The 11,942-nt window shown below is 37.9% G+C and carries 12 protein-coding genes; 10 read left to right on the plus strand and 2 right to left on the minus strand.

What is annotated here, in order from left to right:
• Positions 1-166: 166 nt before the first annotated feature.
• The 8 genes from HPT25_RS05755 (at position 167) to HPT25_RS05790 (ending at position 8,570) form a co-directional block, all read left to right on the plus strand.
• Positions 167-1,762: a spore germination protein gene (locus HPT25_RS05755; RefSeq protein ID WP_173061234.1), complete on the plus strand. Its 1,596-nt coding sequence runs from the start codon at positions 167-169 to the stop codon at positions 1,760-1,762.
• Positions 1,759-2,928, plus strand: coding sequence for a Ger(x)C family spore germination protein (locus HPT25_RS05760; RefSeq protein ID WP_173061237.1), 1,170 nt, complete (start codon positions 1,759-1,761; stop codon positions 2,926-2,928). Before HPT25_RS05755 ends, HPT25_RS05760 begins: the two co-directional genes overlap by 4 nt.
• A 27-nt stretch (positions 2,929-2,955) precedes the next feature.
• Positions 2,956-4,053, plus strand: a complete 1,098-nt coding sequence (locus tag HPT25_RS05765) for a GerAB/ArcD/ProY family transporter (RefSeq protein ID WP_173070925.1) — start codon at positions 2,956-2,958, stop codon at positions 4,051-4,053.
• A gap of 393 nt (positions 4,054-4,446) precedes the next feature.
• Entirely contained in the window at positions 4,447-4,923 is a 477-nt protein-coding gene (locus HPT25_RS05770; protein WP_173061240.1) for a metal-dependent hydrolase, read from the plus strand.
• Between the two features lie 286 nt (positions 4,924-5,209).
• Positions 5,210-6,157, plus strand: coding sequence for a helix-turn-helix transcriptional regulator (locus tag HPT25_RS05775; RefSeq protein ID WP_173061243.1), 948 nt, complete (start codon positions 5,210-5,212; stop codon positions 6,155-6,157).
• Between the two features lie 276 nt (positions 6,158-6,433).
• Entirely contained in the window at positions 6,434-6,838 is a 405-nt protein-coding gene (locus HPT25_RS05780) for a VOC family protein (protein WP_173061246.1), read from the plus strand.
• 604 nt (positions 6,839-7,442) lie between these two features.
• The gene (locus HPT25_RS05785; protein ID WP_173061249.1) at positions 7,443-7,961 is read left to right on the plus strand and encodes a YfiT family bacillithiol transferase; all 519 of its coding nucleotides are present in this window, start codon (positions 7,443-7,445) and stop codon (positions 7,959-7,961) included.
• Between the two features lie 465 nt (positions 7,962-8,426).
• Entirely contained in the window at positions 8,427-8,570 is a 144-nt protein-coding gene (locus HPT25_RS05790) for a hypothetical protein (protein ID WP_173061252.1), read from the plus strand.
• Positions 8,571-8,622: 52 nt separating this feature from the next.
• Here the strand turns inward: HPT25_RS05790 and HPT25_RS05795 are convergent, their stop codons facing one another.
• Positions 8,623-8,841, minus strand: coding sequence for a hypothetical protein (locus HPT25_RS05795; protein ID WP_173061255.1), 219 nt, complete (start codon positions 8,839-8,841; stop codon positions 8,623-8,625).
• A gap of 405 nt (positions 8,842-9,246) precedes the next feature.
• Between HPT25_RS05795 and HPT25_RS05800 the strand changes: the two genes are divergently transcribed.
• Positions 9,247-10,038 carry a sensor histidine kinase gene (locus HPT25_RS05800; RefSeq protein WP_246277153.1) on the plus strand — a complete coding sequence of 264 codons (792 nt, stop codon included), beginning with the start codon at positions 9,247-9,249 and terminating at the stop codon, positions 10,036-10,038.
• Between the two features lie 32 nt (positions 10,039-10,070).
• Positions 10,071-10,649, plus strand: coding sequence for a response regulator (locus HPT25_RS05805; RefSeq protein WP_173061262.1), 579 nt, complete (start codon positions 10,071-10,073; stop codon positions 10,647-10,649).
• Between the two features lie 97 nt (positions 10,650-10,746).
• Here the strand turns inward: HPT25_RS05805 and galE are convergent, their stop codons facing one another.
• Complete coding sequence (gene galE / locus HPT25_RS05810; protein ID WP_217269642.1) at positions 10,747-11,730, minus strand: UDP-glucose 4-epimerase GalE; 984 nt, start codon at positions 11,728-11,730, stop codon at positions 10,747-10,749.
• Positions 11,731-11,942 lie beyond the last annotated feature (212 nt).

Raw genomic sequence — 11,942 nt, forward strand, 5'->3', positions numbered from 1 at the left:
GTAGGGGAAAACGGATCTACTACATACATTGTCTGTTTCAACCTCCCTGTTCAGCCATTTCAGGAAACATTTGCATAATTTCCAAAATGGGGTGAAACACTTTAACAAAGGGAAAAAAATGATGAACTGGGGAATTCTACATACATCCTACTTTTAGGGAGATCGTATGATGAAAACATTTCGAAAGATAAAGCCTTTGAAAAAAGCCATTCAAGAACTGGAGCGTAGCAGCGAACTTCCTCCTAATGTTCAAGATGGAGTGCTCCATACGTCCCTAACCGAAAATGAACAGGCTTTAAAACAAATTTTTGAAAATTGCTCTGACATTGTTTTCCGAACTATTATCATCAATGAACAAGCCAAAATGCTTCTCGTTTATGTCGATGGTTTAGTGGAGATGAAGACGTTAGACCAAGTTTTAATAAAACCTATGATGTTTGAAGGTATGCCTAATGGATTAAAGGATGCAGGGTCAGTAGGAAAAATTGTTCAAGACAGGCTTATTGCCTTTTCGAAGGTAGATGCTTATTCTACGATTCATGAGGTCATTCAGGGGATTTTGAAAGCGAATCTTGCCGTTCTAGTGGAAGGAGAAAGTCAGGCACTTCTTGCTGATATAAAAGGGTTTGAGAAACGAAGTATTGAAGAACCTAGTGCTGAGCTTGTTGTTCGCGGCCCACGGGACGGATTTACAGAAACCCTCAGAGTCAATACAAATCTTGTCCGGCGAAGAATTAGGAGCCCAAGACTAAAGATGGAATCCGCTTCGATCGGGGATTTATCGCAGACTGATGTGGTGATTGCCTACATAGAAGGAATTGTTCAAGATCCAGTTTTGGAGGAAGTACGTCAAAGGGTGCTGCGAATTCAAATAGATGGTGTTTTAGAATCTGCTTTTATTGAAGAGTTTATCGAGGACATGCCTTTTTCTCCTTTCCCCCAAATTCAGAATACCGAGCGGCCGGATGTTGTGTGCGCCAGTCTATTAGAAGGGAAAGTCGCCATCTTCGTGGACAACACTCCTTTCGTTCTTATTGCTCCCATGACATTTTGGACAGGGGTGTTAGCGGCAGAGGATTATTATGAACGTGCTCTTTATACAACCTTTATTCGATGGATTCGTTTTGTATTAATTAATATTTCATTATTTCTTCCTTCTCTTTATGTTGCCATAACAACCTATCATCCGCAATTGATCCCGACAAGCTTATTAATCAGTGTCGCAGCTGCACGGGAAGGCATTCCATTTCCTGCGGTAGTAGAAGCACTAATGATGGAATTTTTATTTGAAGGTTTGCGGGAAGCGGGTGTTCGATTGCCAAAGCCCATTGGATCTGCCGTCAGTATCGTGGGGGCGCTTGTCATTGGACAGGCCGCCGTTGAAGCAGGCATTATATCAGCCCCTATGGTCATTATCGTAGCTACCACTGGTATTGCGTCGTTTTCTTTTCCACGCTACAACCTTGGTACAGCCTATCGGATGCTTCGCTTTCCAATGCTGTTTTTGGCAGGAATGCTGGGACTTTACGGTGTTGCCTGTGGAGCTCTTGCCATTATCATTCATTTAACAAACATTCGTTCTTTTGGAATTCCATACTTAAGTCCAATTGCTCCGCAGATTCCTCGCGGCCTAAAAGATGTATTAATCCGATCACCTAGGTGGAACATGACACACAGACCTAAATTGATAGTTGGAGAAGAGAAAGAGCGCATTCCAGAGGGACAACAGCCCGGTCCGAGAAAAGGAGGACTGAATGAATGAGCCGAAACAAGACACTATTCATGATAATGGTCATTGCTTTGTTCTTCTTGTCTGGCTGCTGGGATCGGAAAGAATTAAACGATCTTGCCATAGAATTGGGCTGGGGACTCGATAAAGAAAAGAATAACCAGATTCGAATCACCGCCCAATTTATTATTCCTTCAAATGTTGGAACGAGTCAGACTGGAGGGGGAGGCGGAAAAGGAAAGTCATTTTTTATCGAAACAGGAACTGGAAAGGACACACTTGAAGCCGTACAAAAAATGCAGACGAAATTATCAAGAGAAGTTTTTCGGGGGCACCGCCGCGTGATTTTGTTAGGAGAAAAATTGGCCAAACAAGGTCTTGCGCCTATATTGGATACTTATAGCCGTGATCCTGAAATTCGCTTACGTGCCGATGCACTCATTGTGAAGGGCCATACGGCAAAGCAGTTTCTCGAAGCATCCTACCCGTTAGAAAGTATCCCAGCACTCGGGGCTCTGAAAGAACACATGCAAATAGGCGGAATGGGAGATACGTCCTTATTAAATTTTCTTAAGGCTGCTACAAGTGAGGGAATTAATCCAACCTTGCCTGTAATTAACCTTACTGGTAGCTCCAAAGGATTTGAAGTTACAGGTATTGGAATTTTCAACAAAAACCTTCAGTTGATCGGGTTTTTAAATCCATCTGAACAAAAAATGTTTCTTTGGATTATCGATCGTTTAAACCAACATATACTTACTGCCAATATGCCACAAGGAACCGGCAATGCCGGTTTATTTTTAACAAAATTGAACAGAAAAATCAAACCCTCCATACAAGGCCGCACCATAAAATGTGATATTGTTCTTTCTGGTGAAGGAGTCATTCGGGAGAACAATACGAAGTTAGATCTGACGCAAGCAAAAAATCTTACTCTTTTGGAACATGTTTTCGAAAAAGCAACCGAAAATCAAGCTTCCCAAACCCTTAAAAGGGTTCAGACACAATATGGAACAGATATATTTGGTATTGGTGAGGCGATTCATCAAAAATATCCCTCCCAATGGAAAGGATTAAAGAAAAATTGGGACAAGCAATTTCGAGAAGTGCAAATGTCTGTCCATGCCAGTCTGGTTATTCGGCGAGTGGGTCTGACAGGACCATCGATGCAATTAAATAACAGCGATATCAAGAAATAAGGAGCTATATGGATTGTGCGAAATTCAATGAAGATCTCTGGCACGCAAATCTTTTGGATGCTGTTTACATTAGAAGTGGGGAATTCTTTGCTTCTAACCATATCTTCTACGATCCGTGTAGCAAAACAAGATGCATGGATCTCGATGATGATTGCCGGAATTGCTGGGATTGCCATCTCCTTACTGGCCACTTCCGTAAGTTCTCTATATCCGGGACAAACTATAATTGAATATAGTCAAACAATACTCGGCAAATGGCCCGGAAAATTGATTATGATTCCTTTTTTCATCCAATGGTATTCAGTCATCGGTTTAATCGTTCGTGAATTCGGGGATTTCATTATTACGGCGTTGTTTCAACAGACTCCTTTATGGGTCATTGTATTCACTGTGATGTTATTGCTTGTTTTAATTATTTACCAAGGAGGAATTGAAGGGATTGGACGCTTAAGTGAAATCGTTGGTCCTATGGTACTTTTGATGGTCACCGTCTTAATATTTTTAGATATAAAAGATATGGATTGGCATCAAATGCTTCCCATTTACCAAGATTCTGGATTATCGGTTATTCTTAAAGCTTCCTACACTCCAATGGCCTCGTTTTTTGGTGAGTCTGTGATGATGACGATGTTCGTTTACTTTATGGATCAACCTAACCAAGCTTCATCGCGGGCAATGTGGGGAATCGGAACGGCCGTCTTCATGGTCACGATCGGAACATTGGCAGTGATTTTCACATTCGGCCCAGCACTGCCTTCCAGTCTGCTATATCCTTTTTATGAATTAAGCCGGTACATTTCCGTCATGGAGTTTATTCAAAATGTTGATATTCTCATTGTGATCATCTGGTATTTCAGTATCTTTGTGAAGTTGGCTTTATATATGTTTATTGCTAGTTATGGAACGGCCCAATGGTTTCATTTGAAGGATTGGCGCAAAGTGGCATGGTTTCTTGCTCCTATATCCTTCATAGTGGCTATGTCGATTAAAAATATTAACATCTTCGCTCAATACTATGACAAGTTCTTTTGGCTGCCCTATGTCTTTCCCATCAACATGATTGGGATCCCTTTACTTTTGTTGATTGTTGGCTGGGTTCGAAAAAAATATGCGATGACTTCCTAACTAGTTGTAGCTGCCTCCGGAAAGATTTCGGGGGCTCTTCTTTTATACACAAGATCTATTCATGCTTCCAGCCAAAAAATGGCACTTGAACAACTAATGATTAGGTCTATATTTATTGCTTCCAGGCAATTTCTTAATGTTGTTCCAGTCTGCAATACCAAAGTTGACACAGACTGCAAAGTAAGATGGGTGTTTTGGACTGATCTCTTATTTACCCTTATCAGTCTGGCTTCGAATTACATTTGTTCTCTACGACTATCTCTGCTATTCTTTCTATCAGAAAAAGATCATTAAAACTTTGTATCTTAAAGGAAAACAAGTCTGGTTGATTTAAATCAAAAGCTAATTCATACTGAAATTATAGAAATGATTAGCAAAGAATAGGGGAGAAACATGGAAGGTAAAACACATATTGTTGGGGGCTTAGCAGCTGGCGCTCTATATTTAAACTTGGGAGGAACCGTTGGCCATGAAGCTCTTTTTTTTGGTAGTTTAGCTTTGGGTGCTTTAATACCGGATATCGACCACACCGGTTCAACTATAGGCCGAAAGATACCGTTGATTGATAATATAGTTAGTACAGTATTCGGTCATCGTTCCTTTACTCATAGTCTTTTGTTTTTAGTTTTAGCATTCTTCTTATTTCAGCAGACTTCCTGGCCTAAAGATATTGAATTAGGGATCTTGCTGGGAATGTTCAGTCATATGATCCTGGATATGCTCACAAAACAGGGAATTAAGTTTTTATGGCCTTTAAAAATCCATATAGGTATACCTGGTGGAATTCGTACTGGCGGTGCAATTGAACAAGGATTTTTTACCGTGTTAGTCGTTTATCTTTGTTATGTAGGTTATCATATTTATCTATAAACCCGAAGGAAAATTATATAGGGAATATCAGACTTCTTTTCATTCGTTGGTCACGATTTTCATCCTGTATATTGAAACCATACCGGTGCACTTAAAGAAGGCAAGCCAATTACTTGCCTTTTTTCTATAGGGTTTTCTATTAATTTAGAACTCTAGCCTTATTTTGTAGAGTTTCCCCCTTGATCCCCATACACAACCTTGTCCAACAATTCTAGTTTTACTAAATTATCTTCTCCATTAAGATGTGGTATGTTTATTTTACAGTAAATATTCATGGGGGTAACTAATGAACAAAACAGATCGTTTGTTAGCCATCGTGCTGGAGCTGCAACGTAAAGAGGTTGTACGGGCCGAAGATTTGGCAACCCTATTTGAAATTAGCGTGCGGACCATCTACCGCGACATCCAGGCGCTGAGTGAAGCGGGCGTGCCGATCATAGGAGCCCCCGGGACAGGATATTCCCTGATGAAAGGCTATTTCCTGCCGCCAATCAGTTTCACGGTACCAGAAGCTGTGAGCTTGCTGATTGGAACGGACTTTATCGAACAAAGATTTGATGATGAGTATCGCATCAATGCTCAAGGTGCCCGTGGCAAAATTGAAGCCATTCTACCAGAGAATGTACGCAATGAAACATCTCGTATACGCAAGGCTTTGCGTTTGCTCACTTCTGACATACAGGTTAAGCAGTCAAAAGAAAAAGAATATCTAGAAAAGATCCGCCGAGCGATATTAGACGAGAGAAAGATCAGCTTTCATTATGCAAAAAGATTTGCAGATTCCGAGGGGAATCGCCATAGTGTTCGTACCGTTGCTCCCTATGGATTAGTGCTCGTTCAAGGATCATGGATGCTCGTTGCCCGATGTGATCTGCGCCAAGACATTCGCCATTTCCGGTTGTCCCGAATGACGGAACTTATCGATCTGGGAGAACGATTCGAACTGCCAAGGCATTTTAACTTAAAAGAATATACCCCTCCTGATGATCGACACTTGCTAGTTCGCCTTTTATTTAACCATGATATCGCAGATAAGGTGAAAGAATCGAACTATCATTACATAGAGGATATGGAAGAGCATCCAGATGGATTGCATGTGGTCTTACGTGTTCGTCAACTTGAAGAATTGTTACAATGGGTGCTTGGCTGGGGAGCGGATGTGATGGTATTGGAGCCAGAATCATTTCGAAATCGGATTCGTGAGGAAGCCCAAAAAATGTTTAGACGCTACTGACATACTGTTGTCAGTAGCGTCGTTTTATAATCGGAGTAAATAAACATAAAGGGGTGAGGGATACATACGAAAATGTCCTGATTCAGTTTGGGCATACCGCCATTGAACGTCCACAGGAATTAATTCATTTCACTATGGATCAATTGAGCAACAGCCAGTAGAACCAAATGGTTCAGTTTCTGATTAAATCGGGCCTTTACGGAAACTTCACTGGTTCAGGCCCAAAATGATTTGATACGATATTGTATCATTTTATTAAAGGAAGGATGTTATCTCATGAATTTTGCATCTGTACGCATCATTACCGACGACGTGGATCGTCTTGTAAAGTTCTATGAAAAAGTCTTGGGTGTTTCAGCGGAACGCCCCGCGCCAGTCTTTGCCGAATTCATTATTCCATCGTGCACCCTTGCGATCGGCCACTCGGAGACGGTGCCCCTGTTTGGCGCTGGATCGGCAGTGGCAGCCGACAATCACACTGTCATCATCGAGTTCCGCGTCCACAATGTCGATGCCGAATATGAGCGCTTGAAACCATTTGTCGACGAGTGGGTAAAGGAACCGACCACGATGCCGTGGGGAAACCGTGCTGTGCTGTTCCGTGATCCCGACGGAAACCTCGTTAACCTCTTCCAGCCAGTGACCGAAGAAGCTATCAAACGGTTCAGCGGAAGGGGTTGAAAGACAGTTGAAGTGGCTAAGACTACAATTATGTAAAGATTTACCTTAAAGTAAACAGGTGCGTTAGTGTAAGGACAATTCAGTGATTTTGAGACATATCTTAGTTATTCCGAACGTCGTAATTGTAGAATAAACTTTAAATCAGCCGATCCCTTAAAAAATGAGGAATCGGCTTTTTAATTACAGCTTAATATTTATCCCCTCTTAATGCGTCATTTCCGATGACCAAAAGACGTCATAAACAAAAAGTCACATGCCATCTTAAAATGACAGTTGAAAATTTTTCAACTTAAAATAAAGTTGGCTACAGTCATGTTGTTCAATAAAAGGTTATATAGTTGAGTGAAGGTTAGTTGCTAATAGGTTGTTTCATTAAAGGATTAAAAGAGCACTTTTAACTAACCTCATAAAAGTCTATTGACAGGTTAAATAATAATCTATATCATACTAACCATAAAACTATGATTAATACGGTTAGTTCAGACAAAGAGGTGAATGTTATGCAAAAAGTCAGCTTTCACTCATGAAATCGCTCTTGCGAAGGTGAAAGCAGCAGATTAAGTTAGCAAAAAAAATGACAAGTGACTTAGGGGAGGAATAATAGATGGATATAAAATACCCAATTGGAAAATTTGAATACAAAGGTGAGATGACTACCAGTGTTACAGATGATTGGATAAAAGAGATTGAAGATTTACCAAAATTATTACAAGATGCTGTAAAAGACTTAGATAATGAACAGCTTGATACACCTTATCGTCCAGGCGGGTGGACTGTTCGACAAGTCATTCATCACCTTGCAGATAGTCATATGAATGCATACGTTCGCTTTAAATTGGCTCTAACAGAAGAAAAACCAGTAATAAAGCCATATGATGAAAAGAAGTGGGCGGAACTTAATGATAATAAATTACCAATTGATATTTCACTATCTCTGCTCGAATCATTACACAAACGCTGGACAACCCTTTTACGAAGTCTAAGTAGTGCTGATATAGAAAAGACATTTATCCACCCAGAATCAGGTGTAGTTTCAGTAGGTGTAAATATAGGTATTTACGCTTGGCACGGGCGGCATCATCTTGCACATATTACTTCTTTGTGTAATCGTATGGGCTGGTAAGATACTTTTTAAACAAGAATAAATAGTAAACACACAAATAACACCGTGTAATTTCGGTGTTTTTTTGTTCCCAACTACTGCTTTATGGACCTTTGGTGCTTGATTTAACCAGGACGGCAGCCATAAAGCCTCTCCTCTTCTAAATTATGTAATGTTATGGATCATGCAAAAAGGATAACCAATGAATTCAATGAACGTTTCGTATGGTTGATAAATTTCAGTTATATACGTGGGATATCTTCTATTATTTTCAAAAAAGTTTGTCAGATAATCTGACATAGTTGTTGAAAACAAAACACATATATGAATAAAATAGACATACTTAGAAGTTTTCCTGATATAGACCACCGCAATGATGATCGATCTGGTTTTCATTCCTTTTTCAACATACTTAAGATTAAAATTCAGAGATAAAAAGAACAGATTTCCTTCATTACGAATAAAAAAGTAGAATGAGAGTGAATCATGGAAAAAAACCGAGTTATTTTTGAAGGTGAAGAGTATATTATTCTACACGAATATAGTTCTGGTTTCTTAGAAATCATGAAAGCTGGTTCCCCCTACAGGGATATTAAGCTTGTTCATTTCTCTGAATTGAGCAGTAAGTAAGGCATTTGAACCAAATAAAAAACCCTTATCAAAAAGATAGGGTTTATATGGCTTATCCAATACTTTGACGCTTTTTTTCTCTATTTCTCTGTAATTCGCTTTGTTTCCAAACATATTTTTTCATATACAACGTTAAAACATCCTCTACCGTTTTTCCATTCCTTTCAACGGCCTCTTGGAAACTGTCCCTAGTGCATTCGCAAATATCGATGCTAATTTGCACTATTTTGTCCTTCAAATCGTTTTTCTCTTTTATTTGTTCTCTATCCATCCTATAACCCCCTTGCTGACCTTACTATCTCTATAAATTCCCCAACGTCCTTTAACTAAACATGATTGTACTAGCTGAAAACGAATTCATAAAAGTTTTATTTTTCGCAATATTCGACAAAATGATGATTTGCAAGAAAACCTCATTCTAAAACAACCATTCTACTTTTAGTAGTTTAATTTACATGTTGTATCTCTTAAACCCAAACATGAAATGATATTTTTAGATATTCAATTCTTATAGAAAAAGATACGACCGCCGATTGTCTTTTAAGAACACACATTTAATTCCAAAATTTTCTTATTTATGTTATAATCCATAAAGTTTTTTAATTAACATATTTTTACATAACCTTTGTTGATCTAATTGGTACTCGTATTAAATATAGTTTAGAGGTAAATGATTATGTTTTTACTTTGGATCATGAATCCTATGAAAGCACCAGGAATTATTTTGCTATTTTTACCAATTGCTTATCTAAGTTTAAAAATCGGATCTTTCTATGTCCAAAAACACCAACGGGATAATTCACTAAAAACGATTACTTCAGGCACAGCACTGTTGAATCACACGATAAAAAACGAACTTGCGAAAATCGACATTTTGATGAATCAATTAAAGGATCTTACACCATTAAATGATGCAGCTGCTGAAAATATTGACTTGGCATTAAATTCAACACACCATGTTTTAGAGCTCTCATCACGAATACAAGGTCAGTTGGACGTTATAAATCTGAAAGAAACTGAATTTTTACTAAGAGATTGTATTGATTCAGCTATTCGTTTATTACAGCCATATCTACAATTGAAAATTTGTAAACAGTACGAGGTTAACGTAAAAATACGGGGAGATTCATTACATTTACAAGAATCTTTTCAAAATATATTGAAGAACGCAATGGAGGCTACGGATCGTAACGGAAAAATCACCATTAAAATCTATAAAACTAGGAGAAAAGTATTTATAGAGATCGAAGACAATGGAAAAGGAATGAAAAAGAAAGAGCTCCTCCATGTCTTTAACCCATTCTATTCAACAAAAGAAACGAAAAGTAATTATGGATTAGGTTTAACCTATTGTTATAAGGTTTTGCAAAAACATAATGGAGCTATTGCAATAACGAGTAAAGTAAACCAAGGTACTACATGTACATTGTCTCTTCCCTCCAAAAGAATCACTGAAGTTCTTTACTAATATAGGTTCAATTTAATAGGAGCATATCGATTATGAGTATTATCAGATTAATGATAGTGGAAGATGATCCCGTTTGGATGAAGTGCCTGTGTAATTATATTGAAAACGAAAGTGACCTAAAGGTTGTTAAACAAATTTATACGAAAGAAGAAGCACTAAATGTTGATTGTAACAACATAGATGTCGTTTTATTAGATTTGTCACTTTCTGAAAATGATCATCGATTAAGCGGACTGGAAATTATAAACAAACTACTCACAAAAGGATTGCAGAAGATCATCATGTTAACATCATGGTATGATGAGGAAATTATTCTTGAAGCTTTTGAAAAAGGAGCTATTAATTACGTCACTAAATTATCTTATAGAGATATTCCCAAGGTTATAAGAGAAGCATATTCCGGTAAGGTAAGTCTTCATTCAGATGTCTCAACAGTACTTATTAATAAAATCAAAACAGACAGAAAAATAAAAGTCCTGACTCCAGCTGAACGCGAGGTATACAAGCTAAAAGCACAAGGATTAAGCAAAAATCAAATTGCGGAAAAACTATTTAAGTCAATTGAAACAATAAAAAAACAACTCAAAATGATAAACAAGAAATTAGAATAAAGGAATGAAATTTAATGGTTCTGCTTTTATCTAGAGTGTTTCCTCCTAAATCAGATAAGATCTAGAAGGAAATACTCTAAGATTTATGGGGGACAAATTAAATACTGTTCTTATTTTTCCTCCAATTATAATCTGAAAGAATAATATCATCCAAGCTATACTTAGGTTCCCATTTCAGTTTGCTTCTTACTTTACTACAATCAGCTAGTACACTTGCAGGATCCCCTTCTCGTCGATCCACATAAATGTAATTCAATTTTCTTTTTGTCACTCTTTCAACGGCTTGGGCAATCTCTGTAACGGAATAGCCCTTTTCTGTACCGATATTAAATAAATCGGAAGGTTGCCCTTCAAAAAGGTAATCCATCCCCATCACATGTGCTCTGGCTAAATCCAAAACATGAATGTAATCTCTTATACATGTTCCATCTTTTGTATCATAGTCCTGGCCAAAAATTTGCAAAACATGATTTTCGCCCAAAATCGTTTTATTCGCATTAGGAATGATATGCGTAGGATTTTTTACTCTTAAACCGTTTGTAGAATCTAATGAAGCTCCTGCTACATTGAAATATCTAAAAATAACATATCGCATGTTAAAGCGGGATGCAGTCCAATGAATTAATCTTTCACCCGCATATTTTGTTTCTGCATAAGGATTGACGGGCGCAACCGGTGTTTCCTCTGTCGCTTTTCGATCAAAACAATTATTTCCGTATACAGACGCCGTAGAGGAAAACATAATTTTATCAATCTTATATTTTACTAATACCTCTAATACATTTTTTAAACCTGTAACATTGGCATCGTAATATTCTAACGGCTTTTCCATACTTTCACTTACAATAATTTTACCTGCACAATGCAATACGGCATCAATCGATTCCTGTTCAAATATTTGCGAAAAAGCTTCTTGATTTGTTACATCTAATTTATAAAATTTTGCCCTGGAATCAATTGCAGCTTCGCTCCCTGTACTCAAATCATCTGCAACCACTACACTATAGCCATGATCAATCAATTCTGTTACTGTATGAGAGCCTATATACCCTGCTCCGCCTGTTACTAAAATGTTCTTCATCATTTATACCTCCGCATTTCATCAGAGCCAATATTTCTTTCCGGTCGGCAACTAAATTATGTGATAATTTTTAGACACTTCTGACCAACATTCTGAATGTTAAAATATAACAAAAAAATGGAGAAGGGGTATTTTTTTACCCCTTCTCTACGCATTTAAATGATGGTATATTTAAATTTTTTAATGCTTAACACCGTTGCCCCTATTTAATC

Origin of the sequence: Neobacillus endophyticus, from assembly GCF_013248975.1 — a bacterium.
GTDB lineage: Bacteria > Bacillota > Bacilli > Bacillales > Cytobacillaceae > Neobacillus > Neobacillus endophyticus.

Coding starts and splice junctions, on each gene's coding strand:
- HPT25_RS05780 (WP_173061246.1), top strand. CDS start 6,434: ATGAATTTTGCATCTGTACGCATCATTACCGACGACGTGGATCGTCTT.
- HPT25_RS05805 (WP_173061262.1), top strand. CDS start 10,071: ATGAGTATTATCAGATTAATGATAGTGGAAGATGATCCCGTTTGGATG.
- HPT25_RS05755 (WP_173061234.1), top strand. CDS start 167: ATGATGAAAACATTTCGAAAGATAAAGCCTTTGAAAAAAGCCATTCAA.
- HPT25_RS05795 (WP_173061255.1), bottom strand. CDS start 8,841: ATGGATAGAGAACAAATAAAAGAGAAAAACGATTTGAAGGACAAAATA.
- HPT25_RS05800 (WP_246277153.1), top strand. CDS start 9,247: ATGTTTTTACTTTGGATCATGAATCCTATGAAAGCACCAGGAATTATT.
- HPT25_RS05770 (WP_173061240.1), top strand. CDS start 4,447: ATGGAAGGTAAAACACATATTGTTGGGGGCTTAGCAGCTGGCGCTCTA.
- HPT25_RS05775 (WP_173061243.1), top strand. CDS start 5,210: ATGAACAAAACAGATCGTTTGTTAGCCATCGTGCTGGAGCTGCAACGT.
- HPT25_RS05785 (WP_173061249.1), top strand. CDS start 7,443: ATGGATATAAAATACCCAATTGGAAAATTTGAATACAAAGGTGAGATG.
- galE (WP_217269642.1), bottom strand. CDS start 11,730: ATGAAGAACATTTTAGTAACAGGCGGAGCAGGGTATATAGGCTCTCAT.
- HPT25_RS05760 (WP_173061237.1), top strand. CDS start 1,759: ATGAGCCGAAACAAGACACTATTCATGATAATGGTCATTGCTTTGTTC.
- HPT25_RS05790 (WP_173061252.1), top strand. CDS start 8,427: ATGGAAAAAAACCGAGTTATTTTTGAAGGTGAAGAGTATATTATTCTA.
- HPT25_RS05765 (WP_173070925.1), top strand. CDS start 2,956: ATGAAGATCTCTGGCACGCAAATCTTTTGGATGCTGTTTACATTAGAA.